Raw genomic sequence first — 14,956 nt, 5'->3', positions numbered from 1 at the left:
GGAATTCGCCGCGTTCGGCGGGTTACCGCACAGTTTTGGAAGGACACGATGTCAATCACCACGCAACCGGAATCGACGCTCGGGACGCCGCGGCTACGCACGGCAGGCATCCGGCGCGCGCCGTGGCTGTCGCGCATGGCGATCGTGGCGGCCGCGTGCGCGCTGAGCGCATGTGCGTTGTCGCCGGGCATGAGCTACCGGGCGCCTGCCGCGGGCGACGCGAATGCGCGCGTGAGCGCCGACGCATCGGGCTCGGGCGGCCTCGACGGCGTGCAGAACGTGTCGAGCGAGGATCTGATCGAAATCACGCCGGCGTTCGTCGCACAGCAGCATTCTGGCCAGCGCGCCGACGCCGATGCGGAGATCCGCCAGTTGTTCGGCAAGCCGAAGCCGTACGCGATCGGCCCGGGCGACGTGCTCGGCATCGTCGTCTGGGATCACCCGGAATTGAACCTGCCGACGACGCAGACGACGGGCGGCGGCGACGGCGTCGGCGCCAGCTCGGTCGCGACGGGCTACACGGTCGACGCGAACGGCAACGTGCAGTTCGCGTATGCGGGCCTCGTGCATGTCGCGGGGCTGACCGAGGCGCAGGCGCGCGCGCTGCTGACGAAGCGGCTCGGCGAATACGTGCGCAAGCCGCAGATCGCGCTGCGCGTGCAGACCTACCGCAGCAAGCGCGTCTATCTGGATGGCGAAGTGCGCACGCCGGGTCTGCAGATCGTCAACGACATGCCGATGACGCTGCCCGAGGCGATCGACCGCGCGGGCGGCTTCACCCCGACGGCCGACCGCTCGCAGGTATCGGTGACGCGCGGCGACAGGACCGTGAACGTGAGCCTGCCCGCGCTGATCGCCGCGGGCGTGAACCCGTCGAACATCCTGCTGCGCGACGGCGACCTCGTGCGCGTGCGCGCGGCGAGCGACGCGAAGGTGTTCGTGCTCGGCGAGGTGTCGCGACCGGCGACGCTGACGCTGACCGACGGCCGGATGAGCCTCGGCGAAGCACTCGGCGACACGGGCGGCGTGAGCCAGTACACGTCGGACGCGCGCCAGGTGTTCGTCGTGCGCCGCGGCCCGGACAATCGCCCGCGGGTGTACCACCTCGACGGCAGTTCGCCCGCGTCGTTCGCACTGGCCGACCAGTTTCCGCTCCAGCGCCGCGACGTCGTGTTCGTCGATGCGTCGTCGCTGGTGCGCTGGAGCCGCGTCGTCAACCTGCTGATTCCGTCGTCCGCGCAGGGTGCGCTGACGGCCAGAGCCATCTCGCCGTGACGCGCGTGGCGGATTTCGTGACCGCGACCGCGCGTCGCGCCATACGGGACTGATTCTGCATGACTTCTTCGACCCTGCCTGACCCGCACAGCGGGCCCGCCCTGCGGCCGTCCTATCCGGTGCGCCGCTATTGGGGCATGCTGTCCGGCGGCCGCCGCCTGATCCTTTGCACGGCGCTCGCGGGCGCGCTCGTCGGCACCGTGTATGCGCTGTGCGCGGCGCCCGTCTACCGGACCGACATCCTGTTCCAGGTCGAGCAAAGCCCGACCGACTCGAAACCGACGTCGCCGCCCGGCGATCCGTCGGCGGTGTTCGACCTGAAGACCGACGCGTCGACCGAGATCGAGGTGCTGAAATCCCGCGCCGTGCTCGACCGCGCGATCGACAGCACCAACCTGGCCGTCGACGCGCGGCCGCATTACCTGCCGCTGATCGGCTGGCGGTTCGTGAGCGCGGCCGACGGGTTGTCCTCGCCGTTGCCGGGCGGCTACGTGTACGGCACCGAGCGCATCGACGTGCCGACCTTCGACGTGCCGAAGCGCCTGCTCGGCAAGGGGTTCGCACTGACGCTCGGCGACGACGGCGTCTATACGCTGCAGCGGACGGGCTGGTTCGGCCGGAAGGGGCCGGCATGGCAGGGCCGTATCGGACAGCCGCTGCATGTCGACACACCGCAGGGGCCGCTCGACATCTTCGTGCGCAACGTGGCCGGCAAGCCCGGCGCGCGCTTCGACCTGACGCGCTACAGCGACGAGGAAGCGACGGTCTGGCTGCAGAAGAACGCGCTGATCTCGGAGCGCGGCAAGCAGTCGAACATGATCGGCGTGACGCTCGACGGCATCGATCCCGTGCATGACAGCCGCGTGCTGAACGCGATCGGCGACGCGTACCTCGCGCAGAACACGCAGCGCAAGTCCGAGGCGGCCGACAAGCTGATCCGCTTCATGGATACCCAGCTGCCGCAGCTGAAGGCGCAACTGGAAAAGGCGGAAAGCCGCTTCAACGCATTCCGTGCGTCGCATGGCACCGTCAATACGAGTGACGAGGCGCTGGCATTGCGCCAGCAGTCGGTCGACATCGAGACGCGCGTGCAGACGCTGCAGCAGCGGCGCGAGGAATTGCTGACGCGCTTCATGCCGAAGCATCCGGCCTTGGTGGCCGTCGATGCGCAACTGGCCGACGCGCAGCGTTCGCTCGACACGACACGCAAGCAGATCCAGCAGTTGCCGACCGTCGAGCAGGGCGTGCTGCAGTTGCAGCGCGATGTGGCCGTCGATACCGCGCTGTACACAAACCTGCTCAACACGCGCCAGCAGATGATCCTCGCGCGGGCCAGCAAGACCGGCACCGTGCGGATCGTCGATACGGCGAAGGTCGCCGAGCGGCCGATCGGCCCGCATCGCGGGGTCGCGGTGATCGCGCTGCTGATGCTGGGGCTGCTGGCGGGCGCGGCGATCGTGATCGTCCGGCAGCGTGTCGTCGGCACGATCGGCGACGCCGAGGAAATCGAATGGACGACGGGGCTGCCCGTGTTCGCGACCGTGCCGCACAGCCCGGTCGCCGCGCAAACGGAGTCGCGACCGAAGGCCGGACGGCGCGGCATGCGCGCGCCGATGCCGCCGATCGACGCGCAGGACGCGGCGCTCGAAGGCCTGCGCAATTTCCGCGCGGCGCTGCAACTGTCGATGCCGGACGCGTCGAATCCCGTCGTGCTGATTTCCGGGCCGACGACGGGCGTCGGCAAGTCGTTCGTCGCCGCGAATATCGCGTCGCTCGTCGGCGCGGCGAAACGGCGGGTCCTGCTGATCGATGCCGACCTGCGCAAGGGTTCGCAGCACGAGCGGTTCCGCCATAGTCGCGCGCCGGGCCTGTCGGACGTGGTGGCAGGCACGCACGGGCTCGCCGAGACGATCCGGCGCGGGGTCGCACCGGGCCTCGATTTCATCCCGATGGGCAGCATCGTGCCGGACCCGGGCGAACTGCTGCTGCAGCCCGCACTCGCCGAACTGATCGAGCAAGTCTCAGCGCGCTACGACATGGTCGTGATCGACGGCCCGCCGCTGTTGCCGGTGGCCGATGCGCTGGTGCTCGGCCGCCTCGCGGGAACCGTGTTCCTCGTCGCGTGCAGCGGCGTGACGACGCTGACCGAACTCGAAGAAAGCGCGCGACGGCTCGAACATGCGCATATCGACGTGGGCGGCGTGGTCCTGAACGATTACAAGGGCGCGCCGGGACGGTACGACTACGGCTATAAGGAGACGAACACGCATCAGGCCGCGTCCGGATATACGGAAGGGATGGCGTCGCGGCAACGGGTGGAACGGGTGTCATGAACCGGCGAGCGGGCGGGGCCGGGCACGGGCCGCGACGGCGCCCTGTGACGATGCGCACGGCGGCGCGCGTGCGCTGTGCCACGGGCGGTTACGCAGGCGGTTATACGGGCTACTGGTGGGAAGATCCGGCGCGCCTCGTGCTGATGTTCATCCTGCCGTTGTACGGCATGCTGTCGCTCAGCCTGCTGGGCGACCCGAAAGCGATCGCGCGCGTCTATTTCGACGGCTACTACGCGTTCGTCGGCGCGCTGTTCCTGATGGTGGTGATGGCGGCCGCATGGCTCGCGACGACCGAAGCGCGCACGCGACGCGGGCCGCCGCCCGCCGCGGTCGAGCTGTCGCCTCGCGTGCTCGATTTCGTGTTCGCGCTCGCGCTGTTCGGCTATGCGCTGCTGCTGAGCGGCATCCTCACGCATCCGGCGCTGCTGGTCGCGTTCGTGCGCGGCGAAGCGAATGCCTACGACATGCTGGAACTGAAGGGGCGCATCACGGGCCTCAGCACCTTCACGCAGGCGACCGCGCCGTTCGTCGTGCTGTATTTCTATGTGTTCAGGACACCTGTAAAGGGACTGAATCGCTACAAGATCTATTTCGCCGTGCTTGCCGTGCTGACGCTGATGCGCAGCTTCATCTTCGCCGAACGGCTTGCGCTGATCGAGATGGTGATGCCGCTTGCGCTGATGGTCGTGCGGTTCCGGCTCGGAGGCCGGTATTCGGGGCTGTTGACGCTCGGTCCGTATGCGGCGATCCCGTTGCTGTTCGGCCTGTTCATCGCGAACGAGTACAACCGGTCGTGGGAAGCCTATTACGTCAACATCTACGACAACCTGTTCGATTTCGCGCTCGAACGTCTCGGCCTGTACTACTCGACGTCGTTGAACAACGGCGCCGGAATACTGAGTGTGCTGGGCTGGGACCAGGGCCACCCGATGTTTACGTTCGACTGGCTGCTGCGCTTCCCGGTCGTCGGCTCGACGTTGCAGCCGTGGCTGGACTCGGGCGACAGCATCAACCTGTTCCTGAACGGCTACGCCGACCCGGAGTTCAACAACCCGTCGGGCATCTTCGTCCACTTCTACGAGTGGGGCTGGTTCGGCTTGCTCGACGCGCTCGCGCTCGGCTGGGCGGTCGGCCGCAGCTATGCGGGCTGGCGGAGCGGCAACGGGTTCTGGTGCTGCATCCACGCGGTGCTTTACGTGTCGGTCATGGAAGTCATGCGAACGCCGAACCTGTTCAGCGGACGCAATTTCGTGCCGGTCGTACTGCTGATCGCCATCTTCCATTGGTTCGCCAAGGCGCCGGCACGTCCAGCGCCTGCCGCCGGCGGCGGAGCCGATGGAGAGGGAAGCCGGCGCGTCGTTGCGCGTGGCAATCGCGCCGCGGACGTCGATCCGGTGTTGTCGCGATAAGGCCACGGCCGAGTCGTGCGGGGCATGCGACCACTTTGCAGATTGCCGGGTCCCAACACCAATATTTCCCGGAGCCACTCCTTTTCATGGCGACTCACAAGCAGAAGTTTGAAATTCTGGACGGGTTGCGCGGCATTGCGGCAATCAGCGTGATGCTCATGCATTTCCTTCAGGATCTACCGATTCCGATACTGCAGAGTGCTTATCTTTCGGTCGACGTGTTCTTCATGCTGAGTGGCTTCATCCTCACGTACTCCTACGGGGAAAAATTGCGTCAGGCGTCGTGGCGGGGCGAGTATGTGAAGCGACGGGTGATCCGTCTTTATCCGATGATATGCATCGGGCTGACGATCGGGTTCGTGAGCCTCGTCGTCATGCGCGTCAATGCGTCAGCGGCGTTTTCGTTCGGCAACCTGGCGGCAGCCACCGGCCAGAATTATTTTCTCATTCCGTATCTGGGTCGTTTTTCGGTGTCGGGCTTTGTCGGCGCCACGAATCACGGCTTGCCGGCAGTCGACGATCCCGGTGTGTTTCCTCTGAATCCGCCCGCCTGGTCGCTGTTCTTCGAGTTGTTCGCGAGCGTTGTGCTGATCGCGGCCGTCAAGATGACAGAGCAGAACCTGCTGAGACTGGCCTATGCATGTCTCGGTGCGTTCGTCGCGTATGGATGGCTCGTGGGCCTCGACCACGACAAAGTGACTGTCATCCTGAATCAGGGCTGGGCGGCCGATAATTTCTTCGGCGGATTCTTCAGGGTCGGCTACGGGTTCCTGCTGGGCGTGGCAATCGCGAAAATGCACGACGCCAGTCTCCCGGCGAGGCCGCACTGGTTCGTTGCCGGGCTCGTCAGGAACGACTGGATGCTGTTTGTTGCGTTCCTGCTGGTCGTGCTGTTTCCGACGTCGATCAAGGGAATTTACGCGTTGGCCGTGCTGTTGTTCGTCGCCCCCGCGCTGGTTTATCGCGGCGCCATGCTCGCTCCGAGCGGCAAGGTGGTGGCACGGATCAGCACGTTCCTCGGCTGGATATCGTACCCGCTCTATTGTGTGCATTACCCGATCGGAAGGCTCGTGTTCGCGTATGCGCCGCAGGGCGACATCCACGTCGTCAGAACGGCAATGCTTGCGGCGTGCCTGTCGATCGTGTCGGCCGCGTTCCTCGCGAAATTCGTCGAGGAGCCGATCAGGTCGTATCTCGGCAAGCGCCTGTTCGGGAATCAACCGGCCGTGACCGGCAGCCCCGTCAACGTCGCGTAATCGCGCTGAGTCGCCGGGAAGGCCGGCGCGTGTCGATCCGGTCGCCTGCCGATCGCGCTACAGCGTCTCGAAGATCGCCTTCATCATCTCGGCACTGCGGCTCCAGCGATATTGCTCCGCATGCGCGATCCCCTTGCGTTTGAGCTCGGCCCTGAGCTCGGGGGAATCGAGCAGGCTACGTAATTTCCGCGCGATGTCGTCCTGCGAATACGGATCGCAGTACAGCGCCGCATCGGCACAGACTTCCGGCAGCGCGGCCGATTTTCCGACCACGGTCGGGCAGCCATAGCGCATCGCCTCGAGCGGCGGAATGCCGAAGCCTTCGTAAATCGACGGATAGAGGAAGCACGCCGCGTTCTGATACAGCGCCTTCAGTTGTTCGTCGCTGATATAGCCGACGTACTTGATGTTCGGCTCCGGCGCGCCAACCGGGTCGTGCTTGCCGAACACGGTGGTGTTCTGCATCCCGACGATGACGAGATCGACCGACGGATCGCCGATCTGCCGGAATGCGGCGATCAGCCGGCCGAAGTTCTTGGTGGGATTCATGCTGCTGACCGCGAGCACGAACCGATCCGGCGTCAGCGCATGTTGGTCGAGCACGCTCGTGTCCGGTTCCAGCGCGTCGAGATGATCGGCACCGAGCGGCACGACGCGGATCTTCTCCGCGGAAACGCCGCAGTGATGGGCGAGGCGATCCCGCGAGAACCGGGAGTTGGTCAGCACGCACACCGAGGTTCGCGCCAGGATCCAGAACATGATCCGATACCACATTCGAAACGGCCGGGAGAAATGCGCGGGCGTGTCGAACACCGCAGCATCGTGCATGTAGATGATCTGGTTGCCGAGGAAGATGGATGCCGAATTGCCGAGATTGACGATGCGGCCGCGGCGCGCGAACAGCGGGAGGATCAACTGCTCCCACACCACGCCCTTGTAAAAACCGACCTCGACCGTCTTCGCTCCACTCACCGCGACGCCGGGCCGAGGCGGCACCAGCACGGTCACCGGATCCTGTGGATGAAACTTGATCAGTGCGGCGATCAGCTCGCGCGCGACGCGTTGCACGCCGGTCGTCTTCTGCGTCGTGAATCGGCCGTTGTAGACGAGTTGCTTCGGTTTGCTGGCGATCATGTCAATAAGGAGATGTCGAAATCGGGATCAGGCTTCGACGTGATCCGGCGCAACCGGCTCGAAGTCGCGCGAGTCGGCACGCGGCTCGTCGGCGCCGAGTCCATAGAGGGCATTCCACTGGCGGAAGATCGCGTTGATCGAAAACCGCTGGATCGCGCGCTGCCGGGCCGCGGCGCCCATTTGCTCGCGCAGCTGCCGATCGTCGCGGAGCGCGGCCACGTAGGCGGACATCTCGTCGGCGTTCGACGCGACGTAGCCGGTCACGCCGTGGATCACCACGTCGCGATTGCCGACGACGTCCGTCACCACGGCCGGTATGCCGGCAACCTGCGCTTCGATCAGCGCGACCGGCATGCCTTCCCAGCGGGAGCTCTGCACGTAGATGTCCAGTTCGGCCGTGAGCGCCAGCGCCCGGGCGCGGGTCACCCAGCCGCTGCAGACGACGGCCCGGCGCTGGCCGGGATCCGCGATCTCGGCCGCGTTGCCGCCGATCCACAGAAACTCGACGTCGGCGCCGTGCAGCGTGTCGGCGAGTCGCACGAATGCTTCATGATTCTTCTGGAACGATGCCCGGCCGCTCATCCCGATGACGACCTTGCGATCGTCGCGTGTTCGACGCGGCGGAATCTCGGCCACATGGACGCCGTTTTCCACCAGGACCGCCGATTTCGGCCTGACCTTTCTTCTGATCTCGCCGAGCTCGCTGCCCGAGCAGGCGACGACGGTGCCGCCGATGCGCGCGGCGATGCGCTCGAAGCTCAAATACGCGAACTGCTTCATGCGCGACACGTCGGCGCGCAGGAACGAGAGTCCGTGCGGCGAGTAGAGGACCGTCGCATTCGGGGCGGCGATCCGGGCGGCGACCCGTCCCAGCACCCCGGCCTTCGACGAATGCAGATGAATCGCGGTCGGCTTGTACTCGCGCAGGTTGCGGATCAGCGCGCGCAAACTCCGCAGGTCCTGTGTGACGCTGACCTCGCGCACCATGTCCACTTGGACGAGCTTCACGTCGGGCCGGAACAGCGTTGAAAAATCGGCCGGGGTTTCCGGTCGGATCGAGTGCAGCACCGTGACATCGGCGCCGGTTGCCGCGGCATGATTGGCGAGATGCGTCAGCATCGAAAGCACGCCGCCACCAAACGCTTCGGCAATATGAACGATCTTTTCTGTGGTCATCTTTGGGTCCAGCGATCCGATCGCCCCTGTCATCGCCCATCGCGACGATGGGCAGCCGGTGAATCGTGCGGTCGCGTCGTCCGGTTCCTTGAACTATGCATTCCTAATTGATAAATGCTTGAGAGTCGTGGCCATTGAATCCCGCTGTCTAGCTCGCGTATGCGAAGCGGATGACGCGGTCGGTCGAATTGCACCGGACATGATGCAGCGCGACGAATCAATACCGCGTTCGACTACGGCGACTGGGGACGAGGTATCGGCGAAGTCCGGTCAGTGCGCGTGAATCCACTGGTCCGGATCATTGTGCAGCGCATGCGCGATCCATTGGGTGCGATGGCTTACCGAAGAGGCGATTCGACGCCGGACGTCACGGCCCGACGACGCTATCGTGTGCCGACGCGCTGCCCGGACGACTTGCGCACGCGGGCGAGGGGATTGGAGATATAGCGAATCGCACGGTTGCTGAGCGTCGACGACGGCAGCAGGCAGGCGAGCGACAGCCCGGCGACGGCCACCTTTTTCGCCGGACGCCAGAATGGATTGCGCAGCACGGTATGCCAGTAGCGTCCGGATTCGCACAGGAACCAGCGCCAGCGCCGCACGAGCGGCGCGTGATACAGCGTGCTGGCGAAGCGGGCCTTCTCGATCGCGAAGTCGAGCGGCGCGATCGGCAACGCTTCGTGCAGCCGCGTGCCGGCGAGCATGCGCAGTGTCGACCAGCGGCGTTCGGCCTTCAGCGCGCCCGTCGCGGCGTCTTCCGAATTGGTGAGTGCAAGGGCCGGCGTGTCGGCGGCTGCGCCGCCGGCCGGGCGTAGATCCGGATGCTGATGCACGCGATAGCCGCCGAGCGTTGCGTCGATCATGTGCACGGCGCCGAGCAGTGCGATGCCGTAGATCGCATAGAAATCCGCGCCGTGCAGGTTGTCGGCCGTGACGGGCACCGGAAAGATGCGCTTGAGCGCGTCGACCCGGTACGCGTTGCCGGACGCGGGCGGCGACGGATACAGCCAGCCCGCGCGCAACAGGCGGCCGCAATCGGTGTCGACGGCCGACTGCGGCACGCTCGCGCCGGTCATCGCACCGTCCCGCGCGATCACGTCGAGCCGGAAGTGGACCTTCACGAAGTCGCCGGACGCGAACGCGGCCAGCACGCGGGCCGCGGCGTCCGCATAGAGGAGGTCGTCCGCGTCGAGCAGGATCACGTAGCGCGTCGCGACATGCTCGAGCGCGCGGTTGTATGCGGCGACCTGACCGCGATTTTCCTGGAACACCGCCGTCACGCGCTCGCCATATGAGCGGATGATGTCGCGCGAATCGTCGGTGGACCCGTCGTCGACGACCAGTACGCGTACACCGTGCGGCGTCTGCGCGAGCGCCGAATCGATCGCGTCGCGCAGGTATGCGCCGTGGTTGTAGTTGCAGATGGCGATGGTCAGGTCGGTCATGAACGGGTTCTGGACGAGCGAAGAGCGGACGGTCCGCACGTCCGGTGCCTTGCGGCGACGCCGGAGCGCGGCCACGTCGTATGGTGGCCATGATACGCATCGCGGATCGGCGCTCGGTTCGCGAGCCTACCGTTCGGCGACGCGCCGCGTGAAAGCGCGACGAATCGTCGACCGGCACGCGGCAGCGCGCCGCGCAGGCGGGACGCATCGGTCTGTTGACGCACCGACACCCGGCCGGATCGAATGATTCAATCGAATGTATCGCGTCGTCCGCTGCGACGAGGGTGTCGCGGGCGGACAACTCGGCCGGCACGCGGCGATTCGCATGCGCAGGCCGACGGGCGAGATGTCATTCCGGAGGAAACGATTCGATATGCGTAGCTCGCAATGCTCGTTCCGCGCCTGCGCGTTGATCGCCGGCATGTGCATGGCAGGCGCACTGTCCTGGCCGGATGGTGCTGCGGCAGCGTCCGGCGCGCGTGCGCCTGGCGCGCTTCATGCGAATGTGCCGGACGCATACGTGCGTCCCGCCGCGGACGTGGCCGATCAGGCCGACATGCTGCAACATGCGCTGGACGCGTTGCAGCCGGGCCAGCGATTGATATTCGCACCGGGGCGATACGTGGTCGGCCGTTCGCTGGTCGTGCGACAGCCGAATGTGGTGGTGTCGGGCTACGGCGCGACGCTGATCGCGACCACCGCGGACGATCAGACGGTCGAGATGCGCGGCGACGGTACGGCGCTCGTCGGCTTCCGCCTGGCGGGCACCGGCACGACGCGCCTGACGACACCGGAATCGACGAAGGTCGAGGTCACGGGACGCGGCGTGCAGGTGCTCGACAACGTGATCGACGGCGGCGCCGGCGCCGGCATCTTCGTGTTCGGCGGCGCGGAGGTCGCGATCGTCGGCAACGAGGTGCTGTCGACACTGGCCGACGGCATTCACATGACGCATGGTTCGCACGACGTGCTCGTGCGGGGCAATGTCGTGCGCGGCACCGGCGACGACATGATCGCCGTGGTGAGTTACCAGGCGGAAGGCGTGCTGACGCGCAACGTGCTGATTACCGGCAATTCGCTGGAAGGCAACCCGTGGGGCCGGGGCATCACGGTGGTGGGCGGCGCGAATGTCACCATCTCGAACAACATCGTGCGCAACGTGCAGGTGAGCGCGGGGATTCTCGTCGCGCAGGAGGACAGCAACCGCACCTACGGCGCGTCAGACGTCCGCATCGAGAACAACGTGATCGCGGACATCCAGACGGCGACGGGCCGCACCGATCCGCGCCCGATCACGCAGCAGGCGGCAATCGAGGTCAGCACGTGGTCGGGTTCGGTGTCGCGTGTGACCGTGATCGGCAACCGCGTGTCGAATGCGCGCTTCGACGGCATTCGCCTGTGGGGAAACGTGTCCGGCGTGCGGCTCGCGGACAACCAGCTGTCGGGAATCGGCGGGATGGCGGTGCGGGTCGGCCCCGGCAAGGATTGCGCGAGCGATGGGCCGTCGAAGTCCTCGGCAAACCCGGTGAAAGGGGCGACGTGTGCCGCGGCGCATCAGTCGACGGCTACCGCTGCCGACGCGCTCGGCGCGGATCCGTCATCGCTGCCGCGCGTGCGCGAGGCCGTCAGGCAGGCGCGCTGGTCGCAGCGAAGCATAGATTGACCGCGCGCCGCCGCGATTCGCACGCGCCTGTCGAACGCGCTTAGCGAACGGCGTCGCGTTCCGCCGCTTCCTCATGCGGCTCGTCGGGTTCGCACGGTGAACATGGCGCCGGCGGCGCGGTACCGACGACCGGTCGTCCATACCGATCGTCGAACCGCACGATATCGTCTTCGCCGAGATAGTCGCCCGACTGTACCTCGATGATCTCGAGCGGGATCCGGCCGGGATTCTCGAGACGATGGACCTCGCCGACGGCAATGTAGGTCGATTCGTTCTCGCTGAGCAGGAACGTCTCGTCGCCGCGCGTGACCTTCGCGGTGCCGCGTACGACGATCCAGTGCTCGGCGCGGTGATAGTGCATTTGCAGCGACAGTTGCTTGCCGGGTTCGACGACGATCCGCTTCACCTGGAACCGCTCGCCGAGATCGATCGAATCGTAGTGTCCCCACGGCCGCTGCACCTTGCGGTGCTCGCTCGCCTGCGGGCGCTGCTCGGTCTTCAGGCGCGCGACGATGTTCTTCACGCGCTGCACGTCGTGCTTGTTCGCGACCAGCACCGCATCCGGCGTCTCGATCACGACGACGTCCTTCATCCCGACGCATGCAATCAGCCGGCCTTCCGAGCGCACGAAACTGTCCTGCGTGTCCTCGAACACGATCGGGCCGCGCGCGACGTTGCCCTGATCGTCCTTCGGCATGATTTCCCAGATCGCATCCCAGGTGCCGACGTCCGACCAGCCGGCCGAAAGCGGCACCACGATGCCTTCGATGCCAAGGTCGGGGTTCTCCGCGAGGCGCTCCATGACCGCGTAGTCGATCGAGTCGGCCGGGCAGGCGTCGAAGGCCGCCGCGTCGATCCGGAAGAACGGATCCTCGGCGATGCCCGCACGCCATGCCGCGTCGCAGGCCGCATGAATGTCGGGCGCGAGCGCGCGGATCGCCTTCAGCCAGATCGATGCGCGCGTGACGAAGATGCCACTGTTCCACCAGTAGTCGCCCGAATGCAGGTAGCGCTCGGCGAGCGCGGCGTTCGGCTTCTCGACGAAGCGCCCGATCGTATAGCCGCCCTGTCCGCCGAGTCGGCCGGCGCGCGGTTCGCCGACCTGGATGTAGCCGTAGCCGGTTTCCGCGCGGCGCGGCAGCACGCCGAGCGTGACGATCGCGCCTTCCTGCGCGTAGCGCGCCGCGCGCCCGATCGCTTCGTGGAACGCACCGACGTCGCCGATCACGTGATCGGCCGGCATGACCGCGAGAATGGGATCGTCCGCGAGCACATTGGCGTCGAGCGCCGCGAGCGTCAGCGCGGGCGCCGTATTGCGCGCGGCCGGCTCGAGCAGGATGCGTGCGGGCGCGGCGCGCCCGAGTACCTGAGCGGCGCTCATGATGCGATGCTGTTCGCCGCATACCAGCAGCAGCGTGTCGCCGAGCGACGCGTTCGCGATGCCGTTCAGGCGGCGCGCGGTCGCCGACAGCGGCGATTCGTTCGAGGTCAGCTCGATCAGTTGCTTCGGATACTGCTCGCGCGACAGCGGCCAGAGCCGCGTGCCCGAACCGCCGGCGAGAATGACGGGCAGGATGCGGGGCAGCTCGGGTTCGGGAACCGGGCGAAGGGTAGGGGTCATCGATTGGCTCCGGTATCGGCGGGCAGCCGGTTGTGCGTGCGACCGTCGGCGCGCGCGTCCTCGTTTCGCGAGCGCGGCGCCGGGACGGTCCGCGACAGCAGCTTGCGCAGCGCACCGGCGGCGCGGTCGGCCGGCCGGACGAGACCGACGAACGGCGCGCCCTGTTCGAGATAGGGGCCGTAGGCCTTGCGGAATCCGAAGCGTTTGTAGAATGCCTGGCGCTGAGCGGGAACGTGCGTGCGTACCGCCACGTCGGGCCATGCGGCCTGCGCGGCCGTGAGCGCGCGCTGCATCAGCTGCTCGAGGGTGGCGTCGTCCCGACATGCCTCGCTCGTGAGCACCTTGTCGATCACGACGTCCGGATCGACGTCGTCGCCGGGCAGCACGCGTGCGTACGCGACGACTTCGATCATGTCGCCCGTGTGCATGCGCGCGAACACGTGCAGCGCATGCGCATCCTTGCCGTCGATGTCGAGATGCGTGTGCGCGTCCTCGACCACCAGCACTGCGTTGCGCGAGCGCAGGATTGCATAGAGATCGACGGCGCTCAGATGTTCGAATTCACAACAATGCCATTCCATGATGCGGTCCTCGTGGGAATCCTTCAGCACGCAGCACCACACGAACGCGTTCGTACGGTACGGCGCGGCGATGCCCATGATGCGGATGCGGCGTGCGCCGGTCTGTTCGAAAGCCTACTCACCCACCCGTTTCACGCGGGCCGGCGCGGGCTGCGCGGCGCATCCGCGTGGCGCGAGCGGAGCAATGTGCGGTAGCACACAATGGCCGTGTGGAGGCTTTTCCATAATTAGCCTGTCGCGACGGTCCGCTGCGAAGCACGCAGCACGGGTCGCCGGCATCGAACGCGATTGAAGAACCGGGGGTTGTACTTGAAGATTGCGACTGCTCACGACCGACGGCTCGTACATCGCGGCGCTGGGCGCATACGGTCGACTGCCGCATGCAGGCTCACGTCTGCTGCTTCATCGATTTCCTCGCGCGGGGCAGGTCCGTCATTCGGACACCGTTGTTTCGGCGCACCGGCCGGCACGTGCATACTTGCTACTGCGCGTTGCCCGACTCTTTCGATTCGCATTCAGGCCCGCGCCGTCGCGTTGCCTGTCGCGTTGGCGCGACGGCAGCGACAGCGGGTGCGCGTCATGCGTGGCGGTCATGCTGCGTCGCGCAATGAAGTGGACGACACAACAGGTTTGCCGGCGATCGCCGATGCACCGCCGCGGCGCGAAAGCCGCGATCGGCCGACCCGGTACGGGGCGGCGACGCCCGGCCCGGTGCGCGACGGCCAAGCGCTTCGTTACGACGATGTAACGACCGCGCGCGATTCGCCGGCATTCGATGTGACATTCCGGTGTCGCGCGAGGAATGCGATTACCGACGCCTGAAAAACACTGCGCGGTTCTTACACGCGATTTCGTCAAGAATCGCAGGCAATAGGCGGTGCCGATCTTGCAGAAAAGTAGTATTTGCCACTGATTGATGCGAATGGTCGTAGATAATCAAATCTGAGTCGCTAAATGCGGCCGCGCCGGCGGGGCGGTAGCGTAACCGGCTGAATCGATGTTTATCGTTTGGTAACAAGCCCTCTCGATACGGGGTGTAAATTCAGGAGTGGATGAAATGAGT

Annotated in this window: 10 protein-coding genes; 5 read left to right on the top strand and 5 right to left on the bottom strand. The window is 66.2% G+C overall.

What is annotated here, in order from left to right; genetic code table 11:
* The first annotated feature begins 48 nt into the window (after positions 1-48).
* The 4 genes from ACVK00_RS23730 to ACVK00_RS23715 all read left to right on the top strand — a co-directional run bounded on the left by ACVK00_RS23730 (position 49) and on the right by ACVK00_RS23715 (position 6,273).
* Positions 49-1,275: a polysaccharide biosynthesis/export family protein gene (locus ACVK00_RS23730; RefSeq protein ID WP_228909754.1), complete on the top strand. Its 1,227-nt coding sequence runs from the start codon at positions 49-51 to the stop codon at positions 1,273-1,275.
* A gap of 59 nt (positions 1,276-1,334) precedes the next feature.
* Positions 1,335-3,608, top strand: a complete 2,274-nt coding sequence (locus ACVK00_RS23725) for a polysaccharide biosynthesis tyrosine autokinase (RefSeq protein ID WP_284893979.1) — start codon at positions 1,335-1,337, stop codon at positions 3,606-3,608.
* Complete coding sequence (locus tag ACVK00_RS23720; RefSeq protein ID WP_284893980.1) at positions 3,605-5,017, top strand: oligosaccharide repeat unit polymerase; 1,413 nt, start codon at positions 3,605-3,607, stop codon at positions 5,015-5,017. The genes ACVK00_RS23725 and ACVK00_RS23720 overlap by 4 nt, the downstream gene beginning before the upstream one ends.
* 86 nt (positions 5,018-5,103) lie before the next feature.
* A complete protein-coding gene (locus ACVK00_RS23715; protein ID WP_284893981.1) occupies positions 5,104-6,273 on the top strand; it encodes an acyltransferase family protein in 1,170 nt (389 codons plus the stop codon).
* A 57-nt stretch (positions 6,274-6,330) separates the two neighbouring features.
* Here the strand turns inward: ACVK00_RS23715 and ACVK00_RS23710 are convergent, their stop codons facing one another.
* The 3 genes from ACVK00_RS23710 to ACVK00_RS23700 all read right to left on the bottom strand — a co-directional run bounded on the left by ACVK00_RS23710 (position 6,331) and on the right by ACVK00_RS23700 (position 10,028).
* A complete protein-coding gene (locus ACVK00_RS23710; protein WP_284893982.1) occupies positions 6,331-7,407 on the bottom strand; it encodes a glycosyltransferase family 4 protein in 1,077 nt (358 codons plus the stop codon).
* A 27-nt stretch (positions 7,408-7,434) separates the two neighbouring features.
* Complete coding sequence (locus ACVK00_RS23705) at positions 7,435-8,583, bottom strand: glycosyltransferase (protein ID WP_284893983.1); 1,149 nt, start codon at positions 8,581-8,583, stop codon at positions 7,435-7,437.
* Positions 8,584-8,966: 383 nt separating this feature from the next.
* Positions 8,967-10,028, bottom strand: a complete 1,062-nt coding sequence (locus ACVK00_RS23700; protein ID WP_284893984.1) for a glycosyltransferase family 2 protein — start codon at positions 10,026-10,028, stop codon at positions 8,967-8,969.
* A gap of 373 nt (positions 10,029-10,401) precedes the next feature.
* Here ACVK00_RS23700 and ACVK00_RS23695 point away from each other — a divergent pair, with 373 nt between their 5' ends.
* The gene (locus tag ACVK00_RS23695; protein WP_284893985.1) at positions 10,402-11,691 is read left to right on the top strand and encodes a right-handed parallel beta-helix repeat-containing protein; all 1,290 of its coding nucleotides are present in this window, start codon (positions 10,402-10,404) and stop codon (positions 11,689-11,691) included.
* Positions 11,692-11,731: 40 nt separating this feature from the next.
* On the opposite strand, the gene ACVK00_RS23690 is transcribed toward ACVK00_RS23695, so the two are convergent.
* Positions 11,732-13,312, bottom strand: coding sequence for a mannose-1-phosphate guanylyltransferase/mannose-6-phosphate isomerase (locus tag ACVK00_RS23690; protein ID WP_228909760.1), 1,581 nt, complete (start codon positions 13,310-13,312; stop codon positions 11,732-11,734).
* Entirely contained in the window at positions 13,309-13,893 is a 585-nt protein-coding gene (locus ACVK00_RS23685; RefSeq protein WP_228910075.1) for a GNAT family protein, read from the bottom strand. The genes ACVK00_RS23690 and ACVK00_RS23685 overlap by 4 nt, the downstream gene beginning before the upstream one ends.
* Positions 13,894-14,956: the final 1,063 nt, after the last annotated feature.

The organism is Burkholderia sp. PvR073, assembly GCF_054055695.1.
This window is presented reverse-complemented; position numbering and strand designations above follow the sequence as displayed.